Source organism: bacterium, assembly GCA_013360195.1.
Classification (GTDB): Bacteria; Electryoneota; RPQS01; order RPQS01; family RPQS01; genus JABWCQ01.
In genome coordinates this window covers 38,704-64,902 of sequence record JABWCQ010000008.1, presented here as the reverse complement: position 1 = coordinate 64,902, position 26,199 = coordinate 38,704, and the positions used below count along the sequence as shown (strand labels likewise).

At 55.8% G+C, this 26,199-nt stretch carries 27 protein-coding genes; 8 read left to right on the top strand and 19 right to left on the bottom strand.

Annotated features, from left to right (window positions below):
• Window positions 1–175: 175 nt before the first annotated feature.
• From HUU59_07475 to HUU59_07455, 5 genes are all read right to left on the bottom strand, one after another.
• Window positions 176–664: a hypothetical protein gene (locus tag HUU59_07475; GenBank protein ID NUO19266.1), complete on the bottom strand. Its 489-nt coding sequence runs from the start codon at window positions 662–664 to the stop codon at window positions 176–178.
• Window positions 665–757: 93 nt separating this feature from the next.
• Window positions 758–2,140, bottom strand: a complete 1,383-nt coding sequence (locus tag HUU59_07470; protein ID NUO19265.1) for a glycoside hydrolase family 18 protein — start codon at window positions 2,138–2,140, stop codon at window positions 758–760.
• A gap of 16 nt (window positions 2,141–2,156) precedes the next feature.
• Window positions 2,157–4,580: a hypothetical protein gene (locus HUU59_07465; protein ID NUO19264.1), complete on the bottom strand. Its 2,424-nt coding sequence runs from the start codon at window positions 4,578–4,580 to the stop codon at window positions 2,157–2,159.
• Window positions 4,577–6,088, bottom strand: coding sequence for a PQQ-dependent sugar dehydrogenase (locus HUU59_07460; GenBank protein NUO19263.1), 1,512 nt, complete (start codon window positions 6,086–6,088; stop codon window positions 4,577–4,579). The genes HUU59_07465 and HUU59_07460 overlap by 4 nt, the downstream gene beginning before the upstream one ends.
• An 82-nt stretch (window positions 6,089–6,170) precedes the next feature.
• Window positions 6,171–6,839: a hypothetical protein gene (locus tag HUU59_07455; GenBank protein ID NUO19262.1), complete on the bottom strand. Its 669-nt coding sequence runs from the start codon at window positions 6,837–6,839 to the stop codon at window positions 6,171–6,173.
• 307 nt (window positions 6,840–7,146) lie between these two features.
• Between HUU59_07455 and HUU59_07450 the strand changes: the two genes are divergently transcribed.
• The 7 genes from HUU59_07450 to HUU59_07420 all read left to right on the top strand — a co-directional run bounded on the left by HUU59_07450 (window position 7,147) and on the right by HUU59_07420 (window position 13,374).
• Window positions 7,147–7,596 carry a hypothetical protein gene (locus HUU59_07450; protein ID NUO19261.1) on the top strand — a complete coding sequence of 150 codons (450 nt, stop codon included), beginning with the start codon at window positions 7,147–7,149 and terminating at the stop codon, window positions 7,594–7,596.
• Window positions 7,597–7,703: 107 nt separating this feature from the next.
• Window positions 7,704–9,899 carry a TonB-dependent receptor gene (locus HUU59_07445; GenBank protein NUO19260.1) on the top strand — a complete coding sequence of 732 codons (2,196 nt, stop codon included), beginning with the start codon at window positions 7,704–7,706 and terminating at the stop codon, window positions 9,897–9,899.
• Between the two features lie 31 nt (window positions 9,900–9,930).
• Window positions 9,931–10,446, top strand: coding sequence for a hypothetical protein (locus HUU59_07440; protein ID NUO19259.1), 516 nt, complete (start codon window positions 9,931–9,933; stop codon window positions 10,444–10,446).
• A gap of 3 nt (window positions 10,447–10,449) precedes the next feature.
• A complete protein-coding gene (locus HUU59_07435) occupies window positions 10,450–11,514 on the top strand; it encodes a YncE family protein (protein ID NUO19258.1) in 1,065 nt (354 codons plus the stop codon).
• A gap of 21 nt (window positions 11,515–11,535) precedes the next feature.
• The gene (locus HUU59_07430) at window positions 11,536–11,802 is read left to right on the top strand and encodes a hypothetical protein (protein ID NUO19257.1); all 267 of its coding nucleotides are present in this window, start codon (window positions 11,536–11,538) and stop codon (window positions 11,800–11,802) included.
• 21 nt (window positions 11,803–11,823) lie between these two features.
• Window positions 11,824–12,345 (top strand): hypothetical protein, encoded by a 522-nt coding sequence (locus tag HUU59_07425; GenBank protein NUO19256.1) that lies wholly within the window; start codon window positions 11,824–11,826, stop codon window positions 12,343–12,345.
• A gap of 87 nt (window positions 12,346–12,432) precedes the next feature.
• Complete coding sequence (locus HUU59_07420; protein ID NUO19255.1) at window positions 12,433–13,374, top strand: hypothetical protein; 942 nt, start codon at window positions 12,433–12,435, stop codon at window positions 13,372–13,374.
• Window positions 13,375–13,449: 75 nt separating this feature from the next.
• Here HUU59_07420 and HUU59_07415 read toward each other — a convergent pair whose 3' ends face one another.
• Complete coding sequence (locus HUU59_07415) at window positions 13,450–14,244, bottom strand: TlpA family protein disulfide reductase (GenBank protein NUO19254.1); 795 nt, start codon at window positions 14,242–14,244, stop codon at window positions 13,450–13,452.
• On the opposite strand from HUU59_07415, the gene HUU59_07410 reads away from it, so the two are divergent.
• Window positions 14,243–14,449 (top strand): hypothetical protein, encoded by a 207-nt coding sequence (locus tag HUU59_07410; GenBank protein NUO19253.1) that lies wholly within the window; start codon window positions 14,243–14,245, stop codon window positions 14,447–14,449. The genes HUU59_07415 and HUU59_07410 overlap by 2 nt on opposite strands.
• A 134-nt stretch (window positions 14,450–14,583) precedes the next feature.
• Here HUU59_07410 and HUU59_07405 read toward each other — a convergent pair whose 3' ends face one another.
• The 13 genes from HUU59_07405 to nrfD form a co-directional block, all read right to left on the bottom strand.
• Window positions 14,584–15,384, bottom strand: a complete 801-nt coding sequence (locus HUU59_07405) for a heme-copper oxidase subunit III (GenBank protein NUO19252.1) — start codon at window positions 15,382–15,384, stop codon at window positions 14,584–14,586.
• A gap of 100 nt (window positions 15,385–15,484) precedes the next feature.
• The gene (locus HUU59_07400) at window positions 15,485–15,634 is read right to left on the bottom strand and encodes a hypothetical protein (protein NUO19251.1); all 150 of its coding nucleotides are present in this window, start codon (window positions 15,632–15,634) and stop codon (window positions 15,485–15,487) included.
• A complete protein-coding gene (locus tag HUU59_07395; GenBank protein ID NUO19250.1) occupies window positions 15,634–16,239 on the bottom strand; it encodes a cytochrome c oxidase assembly protein in 606 nt (201 codons plus the stop codon). The genes HUU59_07400 and HUU59_07395 overlap by 1 nt, the downstream gene beginning before the upstream one ends.
• A gap of 30 nt (window positions 16,240–16,269) precedes the next feature.
• Window positions 16,270–17,124, bottom strand: a complete 855-nt coding sequence (locus HUU59_07390) for a protoheme IX farnesyltransferase (protein NUO19249.1) — start codon at window positions 17,122–17,124, stop codon at window positions 16,270–16,272.
• A gap of 11 nt (window positions 17,125–17,135) precedes the next feature.
• Window positions 17,136–18,158 carry a COX15/CtaA family protein gene (locus tag HUU59_07385; GenBank protein ID NUO19248.1) on the bottom strand — a complete coding sequence of 341 codons (1,023 nt, stop codon included), beginning with the start codon at window positions 18,156–18,158 and terminating at the stop codon, window positions 17,136–17,138.
• 102 nt (window positions 18,159–18,260) lie between these two features.
• Window positions 18,261–19,832 (bottom strand): cytochrome c oxidase subunit I, encoded by a 1,572-nt coding sequence (ctaD, locus tag HUU59_07380; protein ID NUO19247.1) that lies wholly within the window; start codon window positions 19,830–19,832, stop codon window positions 18,261–18,263.
• Window positions 19,825–20,598: a cytochrome c oxidase subunit II gene (gene coxB / locus HUU59_07375; GenBank protein ID NUO19246.1), complete on the bottom strand. Its 774-nt coding sequence runs from the start codon at window positions 20,596–20,598 to the stop codon at window positions 19,825–19,827. Before coxB ends, ctaD begins: the two co-directional genes overlap by 8 nt.
• Before the next feature lie 39 nt (window positions 20,599–20,637).
• Window positions 20,638–21,567 carry a cytochrome c gene (locus tag HUU59_07370; protein NUO19245.1) on the bottom strand — a complete coding sequence of 310 codons (930 nt, stop codon included), beginning with the start codon at window positions 21,565–21,567 and terminating at the stop codon, window positions 20,638–20,640.
• Window positions 21,568–22,767 (bottom strand): hypothetical protein, encoded by a 1,200-nt coding sequence (locus tag HUU59_07365; GenBank protein NUO19244.1) that lies wholly within the window; start codon window positions 22,765–22,767, stop codon window positions 21,568–21,570. It abuts the gene before it with no gap.
• Between the two features lie 55 nt (window positions 22,768–22,822).
• Window positions 22,823–23,719, bottom strand: coding sequence for a hypothetical protein (locus tag HUU59_07360; protein NUO19243.1), 897 nt, complete (start codon window positions 23,717–23,719; stop codon window positions 22,823–22,825).
• 6 nt (window positions 23,720–23,725) lie between these two features.
• A complete protein-coding gene (locus tag HUU59_07355; GenBank protein ID NUO19242.1) occupies window positions 23,726–24,355 on the bottom strand; it encodes a cytochrome c in 630 nt (209 codons plus the stop codon).
• Window positions 24,348–24,854 carry a DUF3341 domain-containing protein gene (locus HUU59_07350; GenBank protein NUO19241.1) on the bottom strand — a complete coding sequence of 169 codons (507 nt, stop codon included), beginning with the start codon at window positions 24,852–24,854 and terminating at the stop codon, window positions 24,348–24,350. The genes HUU59_07355 and HUU59_07350 overlap by 8 nt, the downstream gene beginning before the upstream one ends.
• On the bottom strand, window positions 24,847–26,127 hold the full coding sequence (gene nrfD / locus HUU59_07345; GenBank protein ID NUO19240.1) for a polysulfide reductase NrfD: 1,281 nt from the start codon (window positions 26,125–26,127) through the stop codon (window positions 24,847–24,849). Before nrfD ends, HUU59_07350 begins: the two co-directional genes overlap by 8 nt.
• Window positions 26,128–26,199: the final 72 nt, after the last annotated feature.

Below are 26,199 nucleotides of genomic sequence, written 5' to 3'. Positions count from 1 at the left end.
TACGGCGAATCAGTCCTAATTTTGAGGCAGAGGTTCCTCCCGAGTTCCGGCCGGGTTGCGCCAAGCCTTAACCCGGCTCGGCGAGGTCTCCGGCATCCTCCCTCCCACCACCAAAAACAAACGCGGCGACCTTTTCAGGCCGCCGCGCCAGCGTAAGCGGGTGCTTAACACGCACCTATTTGAAGCTGCCGTTGATAATCGGGAATACGGGGAACCAGCCGCCCTTTCTGATAATGTTGATCAGGCCGAGTTGGATGCCGTTGGCGGATTGCGCCCAATTCACAAGCCCGAACTGCAGTCCGACCATCTGATTGGTCTCGTTGTAGATGCCGTATTGCAGACCGGTGAAGGTGCCACCCTTGTCAATGTTCACATAGCCCCACTGAATTCCGGCTCCGCCCTGTCCAGCCAGGTTCACCGCGCCCCACTGAATGCCCTGCATTTTGCCGGAGGCGTGATTGGCAATACCGAAGTCAATTCCGGTCACGTCGGCATTCTTGCCGTAGATGATATTCCAGCGCAGCCCCGTGATGGACTCGCTCGACTTGAAAATCTGGATGGGTGTGACGAGCGCAAGGTTAATGGGTTTGTCGCCGGCGAAGAGCTGCGTCGTGCACGGCACGAGTAGACTTAACAGAATGGCGGTCAGTATGAGTTTCTTCATTTCATTTCCTTATTGATGTTCTAAATTGGTAATGAAGCGAAGTTACGCAAAATTTTCCTAAACTTCAAGGCGACGCGCAGCTCAGCATGACGCTCACGGCTCCGCACGAATGAAAAACACTCGTGCCGCTCCGTCAGGAAGCAATACGGTTGCCGCAGTCGCGTTTGTGCTCAATTCCAAACTATAATCCTCCGGAGCAGCGTCCGCGAAGGCGCTCGACCAAAGCGTGTATTGCACGGCACCGGAGACGGCCTGCCATCTGAAGGAGAGCGAGTCGCCGATGCGCGTGACGGTCAAAGCCTGCGGGGCGGCGAGTTGATTGGCGTTTTCAAACGCGTTGTGAACCGTTGTCAGTAGTTCACCGTCGCGATCTGCAGCCAGTTCCCAGAACATCGCTCCGCCAAGATTCTCTGTTAGAATGTACTCGCACTTTTCGCGAACAGATGCCGTGTCGTCGTAGCTGATGAAGATATTCGCCGCCGGATTGTGCAAATACGGAACCCGCGAAACCGGATGAAAGAAGCGTGAGTAGCCGTTCTGATTGACGTAGCTTTGTGCAAGCTGCCAATAGTCAAACACTCCCGGCTCCCACGTGCCGTTTGGCGACGGGCCGCTGAAGCTCTGATACAGTCCGTTGTTGGCATCGTTAACGTTGCCGAAGCCCTTGCCGTAAAATGCCAGCCCCGCATTCAGCTTATCGCGCGGCACACCGTCGGCGACATAGTGCTGCATGGCAGCGTGCAAATTGAACGTCGAGTGCTCCGGTTCGGCAAACGGATCATCGGGATCGGCATAGAGCGGCGCGTTGAATCCGGTGAAGGCGCTCCACGCGCCTTGGAAATCGTAGGTCATCACATTGAAAAAGTCCACTGCATTCGAAAGCTGCGGCAGTTCGAGGTCGTCAATGTGCTCGCCGCCGGCGGACGTGGCGAGCGTGAGTAAGTACGGTCGTCCGTTCAATGCTTCGAGTGAATCGAGTTTTGTGCGAATGCGATTGCACAGCAGCGTCAGATTTGCGCCATCCTCGGGGCGATGCTCGACATCCCAATCACCGCCGAACACAGGATACTCCCAATCGAGGTCAACGCCGTCAAAGCCGTGCTCCATGATGAACTCGGCGCACGAGTTGGCAAACAGCTCACGCGCGGCGGGAGTGGCAGCGGCATCGGAAAAGTTCTCACTCCATGTCCAACCGCCGACGGAAATCAGCGTTTTCAGTTGCGGATGCTGATGCTTCAAAATGCGCAGTTGATGAAAGTTGCCGCGCTCACAGCCCGGGTCCCAGCAATCGCCGGGGTAGAAGCGGTCAATGTCGGCATACGAATCACCGAGCGCAATCTCTCCGTTGACGATATTGGCAAACGCGTAGTTGATGTGCGTCAGATGTTCGGCGGGAATGTCGGTCACCAGATAGTTCCGCGCGTAGATAGCCCAACTCGGATAATATCCGACAATATGTTCTGCATGAGCTGTCAAACACAGAAGCAGAATGCTACTCAGCCGTAACCACATAGACACGTTGATAATTTGCGGGCAGCGCGAGCATCGCCGACACCGCCGATGTGCTTAATTCGAGCGTGTAATCTTCAAACGGAGCGCCCGGGTTGTCGCTTGACCAGATGAAGTAGTTCGCCGCGCCGGGGACAGCCTGCCATCTGCAGGAGAGCGAGTCGCCGACTGCGGTAATCGTCAAGTTTTGCGGCGCATCAAGCCCGCCTGTGGTTCCTTTTCTCATGCCGTTGCCGAAGCTCGTTACCCACACCTCGTTCGAGTTGTACGGACTAAAGAACACGCGCTGGGGATGCATGAACGGGTATTCGGACAGTTGAATCCAGTCGGGAGCCGCGTCGCTCAAATTCTCCGTGTAAAACAATCCGCTCTCTTCGGTCGTCACATAGGCAATGTCGGGATTGTCGGGATGAATGGCAATAGACTCGCTGTAGAGTTCATCACAAATTCGTGTCCAACTGACCCCGCGATTGGTGGAGCGGAAGACTCCGCCGCGGTCATTGGGCGGACCGCCCCAACCGCGATGCACAGCCACATACCACGTGTTTTGTGTGTCATCATGCGGGTCAATCACGACATCCTTGGTCCAATAAACCATCATCGAGTCGGAGCGGTCGGTCCAGCTCGTGCCTTGATTGGTGGAGACAAACGTGCCCGAGCTGTAGGTGAATTGCGTCGTGCGTCTGCCGGAATAAGTGCAGACCACCGTGCCGTCGTTCAGCACCTCAACAATGTAGGGATGCCCTTCCGTGCGCGGCGGAATGGCGGTGCGCGTCCACGACGAGCCTGCTCCCGCCGAGAGATTGTTCGTGCGGAAGATGCCGCCCTGTGTGGAGTGCACGACACTCGCGTACATCCGCTCGGGATTGGTCGGGTCGAGCGCGAGCCAGATTACAGGATAGGTGAAATTGTGCATCATCGTCCACGTGCTTCCCGAATCACCGGACATCCAAATTTGTCCGTCACCGCCGTCAATGCGCGCATCGGTCAGATAAGTGCTCTGATACAGGTCGTGAACAGAGCTTGCCGCGCCGTACATCATACCGTTCTGATGTTGCACGACGTGATAAACGGTGTTCACCGAGTAGGCGTTGTTGTTGTCAATGTTCGGTCTTCCCCACGTCTCGCCGCCGTCGATGCTGTAGCCTGCGGTGATGTCCGTCCAACTGGCAAACAGACGTGTCGGGCTCGACCAGTGCAGGTGCCATACGCTCGTCGGTTCGAGACCGTTGGAGCGATAAAATAATCCCTGCGGCGTGTTGGCTCCGCTCGGATTCAAGTCGTCGGGATGCACATACAGTGCGCGAAATGTCTGTCCACCGTCGGTGGTCATGTGCGGAAATCCATAGTCGGTAATAATACATTGCCACGGATTGTTCGGCGCGACGGTGAATCCGAGCGCGTTGCCCGCCCAGCCCCAGCCTTCGTCTCCGCCTTGTCCGCACCAGCCGGTCTGCACATTCACGTTGTTCACCGTCTGCATGACGCTTTGCCACGAGGTGCCTCCATTTGCTGAACGCAGAATGTGCGGATGATAAAACGGCGGATTGGTTCCGGCCGCCCACAAGGTATCAATTTCATTTATCGACATGCCGACATAAAACGGAATTGAACCCGCAGGCAGACTTGCCAAGCGATTCACCCAGTTCGGGTCGCCGAGTGTGTAGGTGTAGAGCCCTTCCGTGATTTCAAAATCCGCTCCGCCGATGCCGGGATAGACATCTGCCTGCGGCGCGGTCGTACACAGAAATCTCACGGTCGAACCGGTGACGCTTCCGGCAAAGGAAATCATTGCTTGACCTGCGGAAATCCCAAAGGTCGACATCGGAGCAAATACCTGCCCGCCGTTTATCGAGCGCAGCAGACCGAGGTCCGTGCCAACATAAATCGTATCCGCATGAAAAAACGCGCCAGCCAAATGCAGACCGTTGGAATCACTGTAGCGAGACGAAAAGCTCGTGCCGCCGTTGCTCGAAAAATACAGGTTCGTATAGGAGCTCACAATCACGCGACTGGGATTGTTGTAGTCCACGAACAGATTGTATGCGTCTTCATCGGTCGGGTCACTGATGGGAAACCACGTCACACCGCCGTCCGTCGATTTGTAGGGCCGTGCACCGAAGTTCTGGTCGAGCGCATACAGAATCTGCGGGTCGTTGGTGAAGCGAACGACACAGAGCGGACTGGATGACAGTTGGCGGAAGTCCACAACGTCGAAAGTTTGTCCGCCGTCGGTGGTGTGAAACCACTCACTCATGTCACAGCCGATGTAAAACTCGTCGGAATTGTGCGGCGAGATACTCGGATTGAATTGACCTCCGCCTCCGCCGCGCCCGCGTGCCTGCCATTCAGCGGGCTGAGCAAAGAGCGGCACGGCACACCATAGCAGCAGCAATATCCTCATCATGGGCACACCGTCACGACTTTGAAGAATCCCAGTTCGGGCAATGACGCCGTGGCCATCGTGAAGCTCACACGGTTATCCATGCCGCTGAAAATTCCGGAGGCTACCGGCAGCCATCCGGCGGGAAATTCGGCTTCAGCGTCCTGCGTTTGCCAGAGTGTGTAACTCGCCGCCTCGCCGCCGATATTGTTCCAAGAGAAATACACACTGTCAGGACCGGCCGCAAGTCCCACGTCCTGTGCGGGCAGATGATAACAATCGTCGCACTCGTCGGGAATTCCGTCCGCGTCAATGTCCAATGAGTTGCCGAATTGAATATCGCACGCGTCGGCGATACTGTTGCCGTTGCAGTCAATCAGCGTGTTTGGAATCACTTTGAAGACTTCGCCGCCGTTCAAATCGCAGATGTAGAATTCGCCGTAAGCGTCCTCACCGAAACTTGAGATGTTTTCAACATTGCCGAGCGGCGGATCAAAGGCAACAGTCCAGTTTGTGGAGTCGGTTGTGCCGTTTGCTCCATCCCAGTTGAAACTCCAGATTTGGTCGCTGCAGTAATCACCGTAGAAGTATGTTCCATAGAGACTCGGAATCGCACAGCCGCGATAGACATAACCGCCTGTGACGGAACAGCCGAGGCCGTGGTCAAACGCGGTGACGGGCCGGGTAAGGTTGGGCGCATTGCAGGTGCAGCCCGACAGTCCGGTGCAGGTGTAGGCTTCCATGCATCGCCAGCCGTAGTTTCGACCGCCGGTATCGCTGGCCGCGACGACATTGACCTCTTCCCACGCATTCTGTCCCACGTCGGCGATATACATATCTCCGGTGAGCCGGTCAAAGCTCCAGCGCCACGGATTGCGCAGACCGAGAGCCCAGATTTCTTCGCGATACCCCGGCACGCCAACGAACGGATTGTCATCGGGAATGGCGTAATTGAGCGGCGGCTCGGTGCTGTCCACGTCGATGCGAATCATTTTACCGAGCATCGTATTGGTGTTTTGCGCGTTTCCCTGCGGGTCGTTGCCGCTGCCGCCGTCACCGAAACCGAAATACAGATAGCCGTCGGGCCCGAAGTGAATGCAGCCGCCGTTATGATTCTCAAACGGCTGCGCTTGTGTCAGAATGTTGAAGCGCGACGTCGCAATGGCGCTGTCAGGGTCGTCCGACGCAGTGAAGCGCGCCAGCACGCTGGTGCCGCTGTTGTCGTTGTAGCTGACATAGAAATAGCGGTTGCTTTGATAGTCCGGATGAAACGCCAGCCCGAGGAGACCGCGTTCGTTGCCGGTGCTCGTGACGATGGAGTCAATGTCGAGAAACGGCGCCGCTTCCAGCGTGTTGCTGGTAAGGTTGAAGACACGGATGCGTGCTTCGTGCTGTTCGAGAATGAAGATGCGCTCGAAGTCACCGGGGGCGTGGGTGACGTACAGAGGCCGGGACAGTCCGGTGGCAATCCGGACGGTGGTTTGGGCGTTCGCGGCGCCCGCCAGCGCAAGAGCGAGGAGAAGTGTAAGCATTCGATTCATGAGAGGTCATCCTATTTATCAATTGAATCCATGACATCATAAGTTACTCCTTCTCCCCTGACTCTTGCAAGGCTTAGCCGGCAGTTTCAGAATTTTCCGATGTTGCGGTTTCGCGACCTTCGGCGGAACTCTTCAGGGCTTGGAATTCGAGTATCAACTCCCGCAACTTCTTCGGCCCGTACTCTATCGGGCGGCGCTGTTCGAGTCGCTTCTTCTCCTTGAACTGGATGAACTCGACACTGGCAAGAACTCCGGGGAATTCCTCATGCAGTTCACGGATTTCGCGCATGGATGCCGATTCCGGCAGGTTGTTGAGGTCGTAGTTCTTAGAACTCTTTGTTTCTTCTTTTTCTTGGAAAGAATTCTCCGGAGACTCTTTCGGAGAAGAGAAATTTTCAAAGAGATTCTTAGAAGGGTCCTCTTTGGGCTCGTAAAGTGTAATGCGATAACCGGCTTGCATTTCTTCCAGGCGGGCAATGCCGAGGTCGCGGAGGTATTCCAGAAAATCCTTGACCTGCCTCGGCTGCCAGCGCCACTCATCCGACAATTTGCGGGTGGAGATGAACAGTTGTCCGGCTCTTAGGTCCACATGTCCTGTCGGCAACGGCACCGACGTATTGTGGAAGGCCTGACGCTGGAGCAGGTCGAAGTAGGCCTCGGCGTTCGTCCGCCGACGAGGGTCGCCCGTCCACAGCGGGCAATTGAAGAAGGCACGGGGCAGCTTAACAAAGCCACGAGTCATAGCAAAAAACTCCTTTCGGGTGGGTTGGAAATGGCAGGTCGATCGGGGGTGCCGAACGGGGAAAGACAAGATAATGCACATTTGTTCAGTTGTCAAGTGAGTTTGTTTTTAATAAGCTTACAAATTGTTGAACGCTGATTTCGCAGAATTTGTCAACAGTCGAACTTCCATGTTAGAAGCCTCGAAGAGGACAAAAGAGAGGCATTGGGAACCTCTCCGGATTCACCGTTGTTCAACGATTGACGGCCAAAATGGGGGACTGCAAGAAACCCCTTGAATTCAGCCGAATTATGGAGTATATTGTCTGTTGATGCGACACCGCCCGAAAATAGCCCTTCGCCTGTTGGCAACGTTCACACTGGTTGCAGTCGTTCTGGCTGCATCGGTGCCGTTCTATTGCTCGACGGGGTGGTGCTGCTCGAAGCATCAGGTGGAGCAGAAGCAGACGGAGCATGTTCCAAGCTGCTGCAGCGAAATCACTCAGCCGGTGACGATTCAAGCGGCGGACGATAGCGACTGCTGCGGTGGCGGCGGAATTCAATCCAGCGATGAACAGCAGCCGTTGTCCGATAATTCCTGCGCGGGCGGGTGTCCGACGGGCTGCTGCAAGATAGCCGCGATGCCCTATGTGCTCGCTCCGGTGATGAGCATTGCTTCGCTGTATCCGGTGGCAATGCTGGCTCCGGTCAGCGCGATAGATACGGGGATTGAGTTGTCCGATTATATTCCTCAGCCTCCTCGAGTCTTCTCCGCATAAATTAGCAGGAGAACTCCGTCCGGTGCTCTCCTGTATGTGGAGAGAACGGTAACCAAACTAACGAGATGGCCGCTGTTCCGACAGCGGCCTTTTTCATTGAGGAAGACATGAAGACAAGACAAATTATCATCGCCATCATCGCGCTCGCACTTCCGCTGCAGTTGTTCGCGGGAGTTCTGCGGGGGATGATTCACGATCAGGATACGGGGGATGTGCTGGTGGGCGCGACGGCAGTTCTGGACGGAACGCAGCGCGGTGCCGCGACGAATCCCAAAGGATGGTTTACGATTGCAAACTTGGCGGCGGGCAATTACACGCTGAAAGTTTCCATGCTCGGGTACGAATCGCTGACGAAGGACGTTACGATACCGCAGAGCGACACGCTGGAGCTGCATCTGGCACTCGCTCCGTCGGCGCTGGAAGGTGAAGAGGTGGTCATTGAGACAGAGCGGCAGAAGTCGGGATTGGACAATACATCCACCGTGCGCCGGGAAGTGATAACGGCCACCGAATTGCAAACCAAGAGCAAGGACGGCGGTTTGCTGTCGGCACTGACCAATAAGACGGGCTTGCGCACCAAGCCGTGCGCGCTGTGCGGTTCGGCGGGAATCGGGCTGCAGGGGCTTGACCCGTCCTACACGGAAGTGAACGTGGACGGTTTGCCGGTTTTGTCGGGACTGGGCACGTTGTATGGACTGGACGGACTTTCGGTGAGCGACGTCAAAGAGGTGCAGGTCACCAAGGGCTCGGGTTCGTCGCTGTTTGGCAGCGGTGCGATTGCGGGAGCGGTGAATCTGGTGAGTGCGCGGGCGTCATTGACTCCGCGAATCCTCACGAATATGTCCATCGACAACAACGGCAAGAGCACGGTGTCGGCCAGCGCCAGCGGATTGACCGGCAGAGTTCCGATGCGGCTATCTGTAATGCACTCGGCGGAGCCGCAGTATGTTGACCACGACGACGACGGCTTGACGGACACTCCGAAATACCGCAGATTGAATTTGAATTACGGCATAGACCCGAGACTTGCCAAAGGCAGCTTGAAACTTGGCGCGCGCTATTACAATGAGCATCGTTACGCGGGCGAGACGAACTGGCATACGGGACTTCGCGGCGGCACGGAAGTGTACGGCCGTGACATTCTGACCGACCGCAAAGAGGCCTCAGGGAAGTATGAGTTCCCGCTGAAGGGGAAGTTCAGCGGCGCGGTTGAAGGCGCGTTTGTGAATCACGAGCAGGAATCGTGGTACGGCGCGACCTATTACGATGCGCAGCAGCAGCTCTTTTTGGGCAAGGCCTCGGCGCGCGGTGAATGGAACAAGCGTCATGCCTCGCATGTAGAGCTGTTCTTCAACCATCAGAACTACACGGACAATCTCGTTCTGCCGGTGGAGACGGATTTGCTTTACAACACACCGGGCGCGACCGTAGAGCACACGATTCATCTGGATGATAGTGAGAAGTTTACAGTGCAGGGCGGCACGAAGGTGGAAGCCTGGCGCGACCACGGCGTGCAGTTCATTCCGCGCGGCTCATTGGTCTATCGCCCGAACGTTGCGACAGGTTTCAGACTCTCGGGCGGCGCGGGGTTCCGTCCCGTTTCGATATTCAGTTTGGAAGAAGCGGCGCACGCGGGGTTTGAAAATGTTATCGTGCCCAAGGAGCTCGCGCCTGAACGCAGCACGGCGGGATCGTTTGCCGTTAATCGTCAGTGGGTGAACACGGATTACGCGGTCACGAGCGACGTGTCGGTGTTCTATACGCATTTTGACGACAAGGTTGTGCTGCATTACGGAGAGCATCACGGTGAAACGGTCTATGCCAACTCGCCGGAGGCCTACAGTCTGGGGACCGAAGTGCAAACGGGTCTCAGTCTGACATCGGGCTGGGGATTGGATTTGGGCGGACGCGTGTCGAAGGTGCGCTATGACGACGGGACGGGCACGTTCCGCAATGCGGAGTTTCAAAGCGTGTATTCGGGCAACGCGAGTCTGACGAAGAAATTCGCGCAGAAGGGTATCACGACTGAACTCAGCACGGGCATCTTCGGTCCGCAGTATTTGCCTGAAGGCCGCAATCGTGACAAGTCACCGGCCTACGCGATATGGAATTTCGGATTGACGAAGTCATGGAAGCAGTTAAGTGTATCCGGTTCGGTGAATAACCTATTCGATTGGACTCAGCCGGATGACCCGTATCTGCGGGATGAAAACGGCAGGCTGCTATTGGATTCAAGTTTGATTTACGGCCCGCAGCTTGGGCGCACTTTTTCACTGGCGCTGACCTGGCGCTATGGTGCATAGACAGTAACAACAAAAAGGGAGAATAACAACGATGAAGAAGATGATGATTGCCGCACTGGCAATGTGCATGAGCCTTGCAGCCTTCGCTGAAGATAACGCGACAATGGTGAAGGCCGAAGCAGCGACAGCAACTGAAGTAAGCGCCGCGAACAAATATCCGTTGACCGTTTGTCCGGTGAGCGGTGAAACGTTGGGCGGCATGGGCGAGCCGGTGACAAAGGTCTACGAGGGACGCGAGGTGAAGTTCTGCTGCGCGAACTGCATCGGCACCTTTGAGAAGGACCTTGCCAGCTCGATGAAAATTCTGGACAGGAAGATTGCCGAGGCTCAGAGCGCGAGCTATCCGCTTGAGACGTGTGTCGTGAGCGGCGAGAAGCTGGGCGGCATGGGCGAACCGGTGGTGCATAATTACAAGAACCGCATCGTAAAGTTTTGCTGCGGGAACTGCATTGCGACGTTTGAAAAGGACCCTGACAAGTATCTGGCGATGATTGACGCGGCGGCGAAGCCTGCCGAAGCAAGCAAGGAATCCGACACAAAGGAGTAGCGCATGAGCATCTTCCAACTCGTGATCGCGCCTGCGCTGCTTGCCGCAGTTCTGTTGTATAGCGGTTGCTCGGACAGTGACAGCACTACCTCAGCCTCCCTGGTGGTGGATTTTCCAGCTGCGTATGTTGTGATGGGTGAACAGGGAAGTCTTGCAGTAATTGATTTGCGGACGGATCAGCTTGCAGGCGCACTGCCGCTGCGCAAGATGAACCGCCTGGCTGTCTCGTGGCCGCACCATGTTTCACTCAGTCCGGACAAAGCACGAATAGCGGTGGGCGCGGTAGGCGCGGATCTCAGCGGCGGGCACGGGGGACATGGAGACGCAGGCGGATCGGCGGTGGTCGTGAATGCCGTCACCGGTGCAACGATCGCATCCCGCGACACCGAATCTGGGATACATAACGTCGCATTTTCACCGGACGGCACAACGCTATGGTTTGCTGAGATGAGTGATAGCGGACAAGTGCATGTGGTCAACAGCGAGACGCTGCAGAGTATCGCCACGCTTCCCGCCGGAGACGAACCGGCTGAAGTGACGTTTTCAAGCGACGGACATCTTGCTTTCGCGGCCAACGGCGCCTCCGCAGATGTGACTGTGTATGACGTCGCCAGCCGGCAGTACTTGCGAACAATTCCTGTTGGCGAGAATCCGGTTGGGGCATGGCCCGGTGGGAACGGTTGGATGTACGTGGACAACGAAAACAGCCGCACAATATCCGTGTTTCATCACGACTCGTCTTCGGTGTCGGCCACGATTGACCTCGGCTTTAAGCCCGGATACGCGGCCCTGCTGACCGCACGCAACGAACTGTGGGTGTCAAACGCCGATTCAGGAAAAGTCGTCATATTTGAGCAATCCGATTCCGGCTGGTCGCGTGTCGCGGAGATTGCGACCGGCGCGGATGCTCACGCGATTGCCTTTACGTCTGATGGTGTAAAGGCCTACATTACGAACCAAGGAGCGGGTACGGTTTCCGTTGTTGATACCGCGTCCCGTGCCAAAATTACGGACGTGTCTGTCGGCCACAGGCCGAATGGTATTGTCTTGCGGGAGCTGAATGGATAAAGCAATTGGCAGGATCGGTACGTGACGAGAGTTATCGCAGCACTTCTGATTGCAGCAGCAACGGCTTTCGCGCAGAAGCCTCTGCTGTTTCTGCCGTGCATGATGTGCGATATTCTGGACGACGATTCGACGGCGAAAGTGCTGTCACATTTCGCGGAATACAACGGCAAGGTATACGCCTTCGACACGGAAGCACACCGCGACGCGTTTCTGCGCGACCCGGAAGTCTGGTTGAATTGGAGTGACGAACCTGAACCGGACGGCATTGTCTCGCTGGTGCCGTCCTGAACGGGGTGACCCGGCGAGGGTGTGCTGCTCGGTTCGAGCAGCTTAAGACGGTTCTCTTTCAGCGGAAGATTTGTAGATACGGAAATAGATCGTCCCCGCTGGCGGTTCACAGCGGATTACCTGTTTCATCCGCGCGTGAATGCGGGGTTGGAATTCAATCCCGGCGTGTCGGAAGTCGGGATTCGCGGGAACATTCGCGTTCTGGACGAGTCACGCTTCAAGCCCAATTTGTCATTGGGCACATCAAGCGACCGCATAGGTTCCCCGGAGGGCACGCAATGTTACTATTTGACGGCAGCCAAGACGATTCAAAAGCTTCCCGTATCGCCCTATGTGTCGGTCAACTACAGCGAGTGGGAGGAAGGATTCACGTTTCCCTTCGGCGCGACGGTAAAACTGTCGAAAAACTTCAGCACCTTGTTGATGAACGACGGACGCAAACCGCACGCGATGCTGAATTTCGATTCCGGTCAGGGCTGGGGTGTTTCGGCGCTGTGGATATGGTTTGAGCGTGCCGGAGCTGCGCTGACGGTAGGATTTTAGCGCAATTAAACCTCTGCAGGTCGGTTGTGTCAAACTTCTGAAAGCCTGAGGCAAGATGATGAGAAACACAACAAAAAAGGACATGCTATGAGTGGCAAAATCAGCTTGCTCACGAAGTTAGCGATGAGCGCATCGCTTGCGCTGTTCTTCTTCGGCTGCGAAATGGATCAGCACTACTATCATGACGACTATTCAACGGACATTACGGACGAGGAGGCGCTGCAGGAGCTGTTTCTGTCCGACTATGACGTGGAGGACCCGGAGGTGTGGCAGGACGGCTCGGAGGGGATAAATGCAGCTGAACTGCGCGGCCTGGATGAAGAGATAGAGCCGCTGGGTTGGTGGAGAATCGGCCACCGTGAACGCGAACGGGTAAGCGTGGAGTTCATTGACCGCAATCATGCGGTGCTGACACGCGTGCGCAGTTTCGACGGCAGTTTCCGCTTATTAACTGAATTGACAGACGATGAGATGGAGACGATTGACAAGCCGATGTTCAACGATTTGGTGCGGAAGGCGCGCGCGGTCAGGATAGACAATTCGCCCTATCCCCGCCGCAATTGGCGCATCGAAGCCATTACTCCCGAGACCATGGAGAGTGTGGAGCCGAATCCGAATTCCGTGGGCATTTTAAGCATGGTTGCGGTGGACGGCAGAGGCGACATCATCGTTGAGCTGGATAATCCGCTGCGCACATTCTTTGACCGCGAGAGCCTGCCCTATGTGTATCAGGGAGAGACGGTGACGGTGTATGTCGAAGTGGAAGGCAATCTTCCGGCTCCGATTGGCATGTTGAGGCCGAATGTATATCGCGGAGGAAGACTGCCGCGGCTGCCGCTGAAGGATGACGGAATTGCACCCGATGATGTGGCGGGTGACGGAATTTATTCGGGCAGCTATGTGGCCGCTCAGCGCCGGGGAGTTCATCACATCGGACTGGACTTCATTGACGACCAGACGATTTACGACGACGAAGCTCCCTATGACGCATCCGGCTGGTCTATTCCTTATCGAGTGATTGCGGGCTGAAGCGATTCAATACCTGCATAGACGAGAAAACCCCGCACATCGCGGGGTTTTTGCTTTGGGTCAAACGCGCATCGCTCAGGGCATTTGCCGTTCTGCGACGACGTGAAAGATACACGTGGAATCGGGAAAGGAAGTCAGCATGATGGCCGTCTCGAATGTGGAAGTGACAAACTCCTCGTCGCTCCAATCACCGGCGAAGGACTTGAAGACCAGATACCTCATGTCACAGCCCTCCGGTTCAACTGCAGGCTGCCAGCAAAGCTTCAAGGGTCCGAATTCATCCATGCGGATGATGGCCGCATTCTGCGGCGGCGGCGGCGCGATGCCGAGCAGGTTCTTGATGACGCAAATCATCTCCGCCTGCTGTGTTTCATCGAAGGGATTGTAGATCGCGTAATAGCGGATGATTCCCTGCTGGTCAATGATGACGTGACCGCGGTGCTCGATATCCGTCGTGGAGGGAACAGGGTTGACCTCCATGTTGTAGGCAATGGCCGTGTTACGGCCTTGCACCAGCAGCGGATAGGTGATGCCGGAGTTTGTGCGGAAGGTTGTGTTGACATACGCCGCAGGGAGATTCCAGACATCTATGCCAATGATATTGAAGGCGGTGTTGGTTGCGAACAGGTCATAGATTTCCTCGGACAGCAACCCGTCGGCAATACAGTCACCGCAGGTGGCACCGAAGAAGTTGAGGTGCACGACTTCGCCCAGCAGGCTGGACAGGGTGAAGCTGCCGCCGTTGCTGAAATTGAGTGTAAAATTGGGAGCCGCCGAGCCGACAAGGGGCTGCGCGGCTGCGTCCATCCGCAGTCCAAGCAGACAGGTCAAGAGAATCGCAAATCGGCACAAATTCGCGGATTTTGACATGGATGAAGTTGAGTTTCGGGTTGGCACTGTGACAAAGATACGTCAGGCTTATTGGGAATGCAATAGAATCGTGCGGTCAAATACAATTTCCGTCACCCGGTTGGACGAAATTTATGAGTCGTCAAATTATCGCTTTAGATATGACGTAACAGGGCACGAACGCAGTTTGACCGCCGAATCAGAGGCATGGCAGGAGTCTCGTTGAATAATCCAGACACATACGCAACTCTTTGTTTTTGGATAATTTTTGCAAGTATTCGGTGTGTGGGAAATTGCGCACCGGCGGCAACAAAAACGGCGGCCAACCGTGACCGCCGTTTCCAATCAAATGCCGGGAAATTAGAACAGGTAAATCGTGAAGAACAGGAAAATCCAGATAACGTCCACAAAGTGCCAGTACCACGAGGCGGCGGCAAAGCTGAAGTGCCGTTCAGGGGTATAGTGACCCAGTCTCATGCGGAGCCAGACAATGGCCATCATGATGATTCCGGTGGCAACGTGGGCTCCGTGGAATCCGGTCATGGCAAAGAAGTGCGAGCCGAACATGCCGCTGGACAGCGTGAACTGATCATAGGCTTTGAGGAAGCCGTATTCATGCCCTTGGAAGCCCAAGAAGACGATACCCAGAATGAAGGTGATGCCAAGCCACAGCCGGGACTTTTCGCGCTTGTCGTGCTTGAGCAGATGGTGCGAATACTCCATGGTCACGGATGACGTCATCAGAATCAGCGTGGCGATAGCAGGCAGAGTGGTATCGAGATGCGGCGCGCCGACAGGGGGCCACTGCGGGAAATCGAAGCGGGTGTAGTAGTGATGCCCGAAGAACGCACCGAAGATGGCCGCTTCCGAAACCAGGAAGAGCTTCAGTCCCATCTTCATCCACTTGTCGTCTTCGAGGATGTTGGGGATATCGGCGTTTTCCTTGATGAGCGCCTGACACCAGCCCATCATTCCGAAAACGGACAGAGATGCGCCGATAAAAATGGCGGACATGCTCATGGACGCTTCCCAGAGCCACATCAGAACGCCCGTCAGGAGCAGTCCGACCGACATGGCCGTGAAGATTGGCCAGTAGCTGGGCGGCGGCAGATGAATGTGATCGTGATGGGCGTCGTGCCCGTGAGATGCGGTGTGGGACATACTAAAGATGTTTCAGTTTGCGGATTCCAATGTTCAATATCGGAATAACGGGTAAAACAGATGCGCCGGCGTCAGCGCAATGGGTCGCGTGTCCGGCTTGTCAGTGAAAGCCGTGGCGTTGAAAATTGACGCCGAATTTGACGAGATAGAGCAGCGATAGAATTGTGATGACGCCAACGACTCCGACAATCCACATCACGGCTTTTCTGTTGCGGGTTCTGACTTCAGGCGGTAACGGCTGTGAATGCATCAGTTGCTCCCTCCCGTCGCGGTCCCCGAAGCGATATTGGGAATCTCGCGGTTTTTCTCCATCGTCTCGGGGTCTTTTTCAAACAGCGTGTAGTGCAGCGTCACCTGCTCGATGGACGCATCCATATCGGCACTTAAGACCGAAACGACTTCAAACTCGCGCTCGGCACCCGGGGCCATGGTCTGGTCATCAAAGCAGAAACACTTTGTCATGGTGAATTTGGTCGCGGCGCCTTCGGGCAGAATCGAGTGCACGGGACGGAAATGCACGGTGTCCTTGGACATATTGACGAAGCGGTAGCTGTTCTTGAAGGGCTGTCCCACTTCGACGGTCTGCACGGATTCCTTCGGCTTGAAATAAACGGGCAGGGTGCCGGCGGTCACACCGGTGTAGAGCACCTTGCACATGCGGCCTGTGCTCGCATATTCGACTTCATTGAGCGGCGAAATCGAGATGCCGATTTTCTGGCAGAACATGCGGAACAGCGGCACCTGTGCGTAGGTGAAGCCGAACATCAGCACGACCACGGGAATAAGCAGCAGCAGGGCAAGTTTTTTGTTCTTGCGCTTTGTTTCAGCCGATTTCAGTTCTTCTTGCGTTTCCACGTTCGGAAACCTTTCACGGACGTGCGCCGCTTACTTGGTGATGGCCGCGTCGGCCATGATAATCACAAACAGCGCGGTGAGATAGACAATCGAGTATTTGAAGAGACCCCAGGCGTAGTTCTGCTCGGCTCCCTTCAAGAGTTTCCAGGCTTTATAGACGAACAATCCGCCGAGCACAAGCGCGGCGGTCATGTACAGCAATCCGGCATGCAGCAAAAGCGAAATGGCCACGAGCACAAAGGTGTAGAGCAGGATTTGACGGCGCGTTTCGTGGTCGCCCTTGATAACGGGGAGCATCGGAATCGAGACGCGCGCGTAGTCCTTCTTGACACAGAGCGCCAGCGCCCAGAAGTGCGGCGGCGTCCAGAAGAATACAATCAGAAACAGCAGCCACGGCGTGAACGAAAGTGTTCCGGTCGCGGCAATCCACGCGATGATAGGCGCCATGGCTCCGGCGGCGCCGCCGATAACGATGTTCAAGTGCGTGCGCGGCTTCAGCCAAAGCGTGTAGTAGAAGCTGTAGAAGACAATCGTGGCGAACGCTGCGGCGGCGGAAAGCCAGTTGAACAGCAGGCCGAAGAGCAGAATCGCAATCACACCGCAGGAGACGACAAACACAAGGGCATGCTTCGGCTCCATCTTCCTCAGCGCGAGCGGTCTGCGGTTCTTGGTCCGACCCATCTGCGCGTCAATGTCGCGTTCGAAATACTGATTCAGTCCGTTGGCGCATCCGCCCGTGAGCATTAATCCGAGCAATATCGCCCAGAACTCCCAATTCCCCGCGCCGAACGAACCTTCAAGCATGAGCGCCGCCGCGCCGGTGAGCAGCACCAGCAGCATAATGGACGGCTTCATGAGGTTAATGTAATCGCGGAATTGAGACATGATGAACTTCGTTACGCTGGTTCGTACGCCACTTCGTGTGTCACGATAATCAAGACCATATAGAGCAGAAACGCAACGGCGAGATGCAGTATGGCCATGTACGGCGGCACCTTCATCAGCAGATTTCCGATGCCGAGCAGAATTTGCAGCACAAGGATGGTGGCGGTGGCACGCAGCGCGAGCCTGCCGCGCGGCGAAAGATTCATCTTCATCGCTTTGATAATGAGATGAATTACAGCTCCGGCGACGATGAATGCCCACCATCTGTGAAAGAACTGAATCAGAATCTGGTTTTGCCAGAGGTTTGCCCAGACCGGCGAATAGAAATCGCCCCACATGACGGACAGCGGCGGAATCCAGTGGTCTCCGACTTTCGGCCATGTGTTCATCACCAATCCCGCGCCTGTCCCTGCGACCAGTCCGCCGGACATGACTTGAATGAGCGTGGCGGCGATAGCTTCTTTTCCGAAACGCTGCGCCTTTTCGTGTCCCGCTCTGAGCGGATCTCCCAGTCGTGACAGCTTCAGCGCCTGCCAGAACAGAATTGCAAAGATGACATAGGCCATGCCCAGATGAATCGCGAGCACAGCGGCAGCTAAATCGAGTTTGACTACCATGCCGCCGAGAATGGCCTGCACCAGTATCAATCCTCCCGACCATAGCAGGGGTCTTTTCGATACCGCCCAGACTTCGGGATGCTTGCGTGCGCGAATGATGATGGCGAGCAGCACGATACCGACAAGCGCGGCGAGGAAGCGATGGAAATATTCAATCGCGAATTGAGTCTCGAAGGTGCCGAGGCTCATGCCGTCCGTCAGCGCCGGATAGGCTTGCTTGTAATCGTCAAAGACCGCCTGCCAACCTTCTTCTGAAAACGGCGGCAGAAGACTTCCATTTATTAACGGCCAATCCGGAATTGAAAGTCCTGAGCCGGATATTCTCACAAAACCTCCCCACAACATCAATATGGTGATGAGCATGGAGAGAAACAGCAGCCATGAGGCCAGCCTGCGCGCAGGCGATATGTCAGTCATAATTAAGAATAGGAAATAGGAAATGTGAAATTAGAAAGAAGAAGGCGGAAGCACGCGAATGTTAATCCGTATTCCTGTTTCTAATTTCCTATTTCAAATTTCTTAGGGGACGACCGGAATCGTCTTAAAGTTCTCCTTGGGCGGCGGAGAGCTGGTCTTCCACTCGAGGGAACCCTGAATGTCATTGACATTCCACGGGTCGTCGTTGAGCGGAGTCGTCACCGGCTTCCGGATAGCTTTGACGAGCGACCAGCAGAAGAGAATACCGCCGAGGAGCATGAAGACATAACCGAACGACATAATTTGATTCATGCCTTCAAACTGCGGGCGGTAAACGTAGGTGCGGCGCGCCATGCCCTCCATGCCCGTCCAGTGCATCAGCAGGAAGGTCATGGACATTCCGATGTACATACACCAGAAGACAATATTACCGAGCTTCTCATCGAGGTACTTGCCGCTCATCTTGGGGAACCAGAAATACGCGGCCCCCAGAAGCGACATCACCGAACCGCCGAAGAGCACGTAATGCAGATGGGCGACGACGAAGTAGGAGTCGTGCAGCTGAATATCCACAGGCACGTTACCGAGCCAGACACCGGAGATACCGCCGATGACGAAGAGCGAAATCATGCCAAGCGCAAACTTCATGGCGACGGTGAACTTGAGGGTTCCTCCCCACATCGTGGCCAGCCACGAGAAGATTTTAACACCGGTCGGCACGGCAATAAGCATCGTCATGAAGGCGAAGAACGCGCGCACAGCCGGCGAAAGCCCCGTCGTGAACATGTGGTGTGCCCAGACCATAAAGCCCAGGACTCCGATACCGGCCACGGCGTACACCATGCCGTGATAGCCAAACACTTTCTTGCGCGAAAACGCCGCGACAATATGGCTGATGGCGCCGAATCCCGGCACAATCATGATATACACGGCGGGATGCGAATAGAACCAGAATAGGTGCTGATAAAGCACCGGGTCGCCGCCTTCAGACGGACGAAAGAAACCGGTGCCGAAGTGACGGTCGAACAGCACCATCGTCACCGCTCCCGCAAGCACGGGAGTGCCGACGAGAATCATGAAGGCGTTGGTCAGCCACGCCCAGACATAGAGCGGCATTTTCATGAAGCCCATGCCGGGGGCGCGCATGTTGAAAATCGTAACGATGAAGTTGATCGCGCCCAGTATCGAAGATGCACCGGTCAGGTGAACAACGATAATCCACATATCAACTCCGGGAGTTCCGGAGTATTGCGCGCTCGTGAGCGGTTGATAGCTCGTCCAGCCTCCAGCTGCGGCACCGCCTTCAACAAAGAAGCTGGCGATACCGATAATTGCCGCGGGAATCAGCAGCCAGAAGGAAAAGGCGTTCAACTTCGGGAAGGCCATATCGCGCGCGCCAATCATCAGCGGCACAAGATAGTTGCCGAATCCGGCCATGGCCGGAATTATCACGAAGAAGATCATGATCGTGGCATGCATCGTCACGATCTGATTGTAGAGTTCCGGAGACACAACGCCGCCCGATGCTTCCCAGAGCTGCATGCGAATCATTCCGGCCAGAAATCCGCCGACGATGCCCATGACCAGCGCGAAGATGAGATACATGATCCCGATCTCCTTGTGGTCGGTTGAGGACATGTAGCGGAGCAAGAGCGATTGCTTTTTCTCAGCCATTCACGACCTCGCTTTCCGGTTCAGGCGACAACATCATGCTGTGCGCGCTGTCCGGCGGCGCACTCGCGGCACTTCCCATTCTCTCCTCCAACCACTTCTCGAACTCCTGTTCGGAGACGACTTCAACATCAATCCACATTTCGCCGTGCAGAGGTCCGCACAGCTCGGCACACTGACCCTTATAATGACCTTCGGGCGCCTTGAACCAGGCGTGCGTGATGCGCCCGGGGTTGGCATCCTGCTTGACACCGAAGCTTGGCACCCACCACGAGTGAATCACGTCCACCGAGGTCAGATTGAGCGTGATAATCTTGTCGGCAGGCACCACCAGCGGCTCATTGGCATATCCGATGTCGTAGCGCGGCAGACGGTACTCCCAGAAGAACTGGTGACCGATGACCTCGACGACGAGATCGGATTTGGGCGGGACTTCAATTTTCTTCAGCGTGCTGTACGCCGGAATGGCAATCGCAACCAGCACGAGCGCAGGGACGACTGTCCACACGATTTCGAGCGGCACGTTTTCATGAAACGTCGCGGGTTGGTGACCGCGCTTTTCATTGAATTTCCAGATGGCGTAGGCGAGCAGAATCTGCGGCAAGAGCAGAAACGGCAGCGTCAAGCCGAGCATGATTTTGAACGTTTCCCGGACGTCGTGAGCAACGGGTGTGACGGGATTGAACAGCCAAGAGGTCAGCGGTTCGCTCGCGTACACAGCCGCCGGCACAAGCGCCAAAGCAAGCCAGGGTAGTTTTCTTTTGAACATAGGGGGGATTGTAACCCTATTGAATAGTGTCGAGAAAAATCAGTTCGTTGCCAGACTTTGCACGAACTCGTACAGCGCGTCAACCTGCGATTTGGTGAGGGTGCCGTGCCCCGGATGCGCCCGTCCCAGTCCCTTGACCACGATATTGTCGAAGACGGCGCGGTCAGTCAGCCACGGTGCGTTGCGCGCGTACAGCGGCTGCGTGGTTGTGTAGCGGTATGGCGCGCCGCCCAGCACGGCATTCGCCATGCCTTCGCCGTGCTGTCCGTGACACTTCGCGCAGCGCGCAAGGTAGATTTGCGCACCGGTGGACGAGACATCAATTTGGCGCGCCATTTTATCGGACGGATACCCTGCCTTCTGCACTTGCTGCATCGCGAGTGAAATCGGAATGCGTCCCTCATTAGACGTTTCTTCGGCAACAGCAGCGCCGCCTGCATCGGCTGTTCCGCCGGCGGGAGCTTCGGGAAGCTGCGCGATTATCGCGTCATCGGTCGGCGTCGGATTGGGAATCAGCGTGCGGACATAATGCACCATTGCCCACACATCGCGCGCAGGCAGAAGCGAGAACGACGGCATAGACGTTCCCGGCGAGCCCTTCATCAGGGTATTGTAGATACCGACGACATCGTCACCGAACTTGAATTTTTCAGTCTTGTAGTTTCGCGGCGCAGGGTTCAGGCCTGTTGCACGCGGTCCGTCGCCCTGACCGTCATTGCCGTGGCAGGATGCACAGTTGATTTGATAAAGCATCTTGCCGTCGGCGGCGAGACCGGTGTCCTTGGCAAGGGCACGGTGATTAACCACTTTGGAGGCTTCCACTTCTTTCTTGGGCGGCGGGAGCGATGCTCCGATTTCTTCTCCGCCCTTGAATTGCCAGCGGAAGACGAGCGCAACCAAGACGATGGCGAGAACGACCATCGGGACATACAGGAAGACGCTGCTGTTCTTTGGGCTGTATTTACTCATTTACTCCCAGAACCTCCAGTTAGCGCTGGCCAGAACATACGGGTCACCGACCGGAATCAAATTATGTTTGCTCATCCACCGCGACACAAACAGACCGAACAGTCCGGCAAACAGGGCCAGCGTGCCGATTTCAATCCACGCAATCGGTACGAGCGTCGGATTCTGCGACGGTACGGCCATCCAATAGAGGTCAAGATATTGTCCGAGCAGCACGCCGCCGCAGACAATCATCAACCAGCGGTCATGCTTCTTTTGTCCCTGTCCGAGCAGACCGAAGAAGGGCAGAATGAACTTCAGGAACCATGTAAAATACGCGATAACCACCCAGCCGCCTTCGGAGCGCTTGATGTAGTAGAATGTCTCTTCAGGCAGGTTCGCGTACCAGATGAGCATGAATTGCGAGAATGCCACGTAGCACATGAACACCGTGAACGCGAACAGCAGGCCTGAGAGGTCCTTCACATGCGAAGGTGTGGCGACGTGCTTGAGCTGATTCTGCTTCAGTTTAACGAACACGATGGTCATCAGCGCCATGGTGCTCTGAAAGATTCCGGCAAACGTATAGACCGTGAACATGGTCGAGAACCATTTCGGCTCCATCGACATAATCAGGTCGTAGGAGAAGAACGCGTAGGTCGGAGCGAACAGCAGCAGAGCGACAATGGAGAAGCGTGCCGCGGCCGGACGGCTGTCTTGATTCTGACCGTTATCCTGTCCGACGGAGTAGCTGATGAGCTTTCTCGCCAGCAGAATCCAAATAATGAAGAACAGAACATTCCTGATGGCCACGAAATTGTACGACAGCCATGCATGCTTGGTCGGGCTGTGGATGCGGGAATTGTCACCCATCCACGAATAGATGCTGTCACCGGTCATCATGATTCCCACCAGCGCAGGAATGAACAGCACGAACGCGACCGGCAGGAAGCTCATGAAGGCTTCGGCCAGGCGGCGCGGGACAACAGCCCAGTACGCGTTTACGGCGCGGTTAATGGTGACGAAAGCAAAACCGCCCAGAGCAAAACCTGTGAACATGTACAGGTTGATGATGTAGTTCTGCCAGGCCCGGGTCGGGTCGGCAATCACGCCGCCGATAAAAGCCAGTCCGCCGATGGCAATCATCGCCATGAACAGATTGCTAAGCGGTTTGGCGAGGCTGAGCGGCCCCGGATTGTCAATATGTGTTACTGTAGCGTGCATATGAGACGGAGTTGCCTCCTATTTCCACGACCGATAATTTCTTTTTGGAATCAGACTAAAAGGACTGCGTCAAAGCGACTGAAAAGCCGACCTTTTCTTCCTGTGTGCCGTTCAAATGGTTGATTACTGGAACAATACCTTGAACGAACAGATTCAGATTACTGCCGATTGAAACACCTGCTTCCGGCATGAGTAATAGAATGGTGCCGCCGGAATCCTCAACATTTTCTCCGTTGTCAAGATGGCGGTCGGAATTTCGAACCCGTAGAACTCCGCCAGCCCACAAACTGCCATACACGGAACGATTCGCATCAACATCCAGCCATGCTACACTGCCGTACTGGTATTCGAAGTCATTTTGACCGTTAAAGCGGTAACCGAGAGTCGCTGCAACGCGATAAACTCCGGCGTGCCGCAGATGTCCCATCAGCATCGCGTCCGCCGCGCCCGTGCCGATTTGACCGTGTTCTTCGAGCCTCGTAAACTCGGCATCTGAATCATCGGCCTGAACATCGTTATCACCCGTAGGCAATTTGACAACGGCGGTCAACGCCGGCCACCAATTCGCGGCACCTCTCTTGAATTCAAATGCAGCCATGATTTCCGCGTCACCGATGCCGCTGTTGACATGCTCTTCATTATCTTCGCGCAGCGTTGCGCGCACATAAGGCACGCGGGCAAGAAGCAGCAACTTCGCATTGGGACGATAGCCTGCGGAAAATCCCAGTTGAGTTTGTCCATGTGACTCCTCAACCTCGTCACCTTCAGACGATTCGACAGTGCGGGTGTCAAGCGTGACCGACCAGCGTCGAAGCTTGCCCGGAGTCATCACAACATCTTCGCTGTCCTCGAATTTCACATAATCGGCGGGTCCGCCGCTCGCACACATCGGACAGGCACCGGTTGCCTGTACCAACGCCAGCCAAACCCCCACCAGCGCAATGAACTTCATCTGAATTTACCTCTTCGGCCAGAGCACGGCCTTGGCCGTGTCCGGCGCATCGTCCATGAAGTTGTAACGACCTGTAGCCATCAGAACGCTGTCCTGCGGCTGCGGATGTGCGGCGCGCTGCAGCGCGCGAATGTAATGGATAATTGCCCAGCGTTTGTCTGCCGGCACCTGCTGTTTGTAACTCGGCATCAGTCCCTGACCCATCATAATTGTATGATAGATTCGCCCGTCCGGCCACGCCAGAAGTTTTTCACTCAAGAGCGACGGCGGCATGGTGAATTTCGGCACAATGTAGCCTTTGCCGTCACCCGTCACGCCGTGGCAGACCACGCAGAAGGTGTTGTAGTACTTGCGTCCCGCTTCGAGCACATCTTCCGTCGGAGTCAGGGGATTCGCCAGCGCGTTTGCCGCGAGCGTGTCGAGCAGCGCAATGGTGTACGGTTCATAGTTGACAGGAACCGTTCCCGCCGGAGGAACTCGCATGCCCACGCCGTTTGGTGAATGCGGGTCCCACTCTTGTGCCTTCATCGACGCCTGACGGTACATGTCGGGCATGTATTCCAGAGTCGGGAAACTTTTTTTGCCGCAGGAGGCAATCAACAGCGCGGTAAGTGCAAGCACAGCGAATTTAGACATGCTTGACCTCCTCGGCGCCGCTGGATTTCAGATAAGCTTCGGCATCGGCAGGTGAAACTCCGTCAAGCGGAATCAACAGACCGAACTTGTCGTCGGTAAAGCGTTCGTCGTGAATCACCGGCTTGCTCGTCGGCAACTTGCAGGCCGCCCACATCGCGATGAACGTGGAGATACCGCCAATCAGCACGCCGCTTTCAAACATCACCGGGAAGAACGCCGGCCATGAATTGAGTGGCTTGCCGCCGACGTTCATCGGCCATTCAATGACGTGCACCCAGTATTCAAGCGTGAAACCGCCCAACGCTCCGCCCAGGCCCATCGCCAGCGTGACCCACGGTACCCAGGAGTGACCGATACCGAGTGCCTTGTCGAGTCCGTGAATGGGATACGGAGTGTAGGCATCGAGATGCTTCCACCCTTTCTGGCGCGCTCCGTCCGCCGCTTCCAGCAACACGTCAGGATCGGAATAGACTCCGATAAGCGCAGGATGCTTAGCCATGGACGCCCTCCTTCGACGAATCCGCCGGTTTCGGCAGCGTGTGCTTGATTTCGGCAATTGAGACTGTGGGGAACACGCGCACAAACAGCAGGAACAAGGTCAGGAACAGGCCGAATGCGCCGATGGTCCAGCCGAAGTCGTAAATCGTCGGCACGAAGTTGTCCCAGTTGGTGGGCAGGAAGTCGCGGTGCAGCGACGACACGATGATGTTAAACCGTTCGAACCACATACCGATATTGACGAGAATCGAAACCACGAACATGATCGGAATGGACGTGCGCGCCTTTTTGAACCAGAAGATTTGCGGCACGGCCACGTTGCAGAAGAACATGATGTAGAACGCCCACGAGAAAGGTCCCGTCAGACGGTTCATGAACACATAGCGCTCGAAAGGGTTTTCGCTGTACCACGCGATGAAGAACTCGGTCAGATACGCGTAACCGACGAGCATGCCGGTCAGGAGGATGATTTTGTTCATCAGCTCCATGTGCCGGATAGTGATATAATGTTCCAGCTTAAACGCCGTGCGCATGAACACCAGCAGCGTCACCACCATCGCGAAGCCGGAGAAGATAGCGCCGGCGACGAAGTAAGGCGGGAAGATGGTGGTATGCCAGCCGGGGATAATTGACGTCGCGAAGTCGTACGACACAACCGTATGCACGGACAGCACAAGCGCCGTGCTCATTCCGGCGAACAGCAAATATGCCTTTTCGTAATGTGTCCAGTCGCGCATCGAGCCCGTCCAGCCCAGCGACAGCGCGCCGTAAATTTTCTTGCGCAGGAAGTTCTTGGCCTTGTCGCGCATCGAGGCGAAGTCGGGCACAAGACCTGTGTACCAGAACAAGAGCGAGATGGTGAAATACGTCGAAACCGCGAACACGTCCCACAACAGCGGTGAGCGGAAATTCACCCACAGCAACCGGTCATTGGGAAGCGGGACAAGCCAATAGGCCACCCACTGCCGTCCGGTGTGGAGCAACGGGAAGATTAATGCGGTCATCACGGCGAAAATTGTCATCGCTTCTGCCGAGCGGTTAATCGAAGTTCTCCACCGTTGTCTGAGCAGGAAGAGAATCGCCGAAATCAGCGTGCCGGCGTGGCCGATACCGATCCAGAACACGAAGTTCGTAATGTCAAAGGCCCAGCCGTAGGGATGGCTGAGACCGAAGATACCCTGTCCGCGCGTCAACAATATGTAGACGACGATGACGCCGATACCGAGCATGCCCGAAGCAATCAGGAATCCAATCCACCATCCGATGGACGGCATGCGCTCGGTCGGAGCGATAACGTCGCGGGTGACTTGTCCTAAGCGAATGTCGCGGGAGAGAAATTGTTCCGT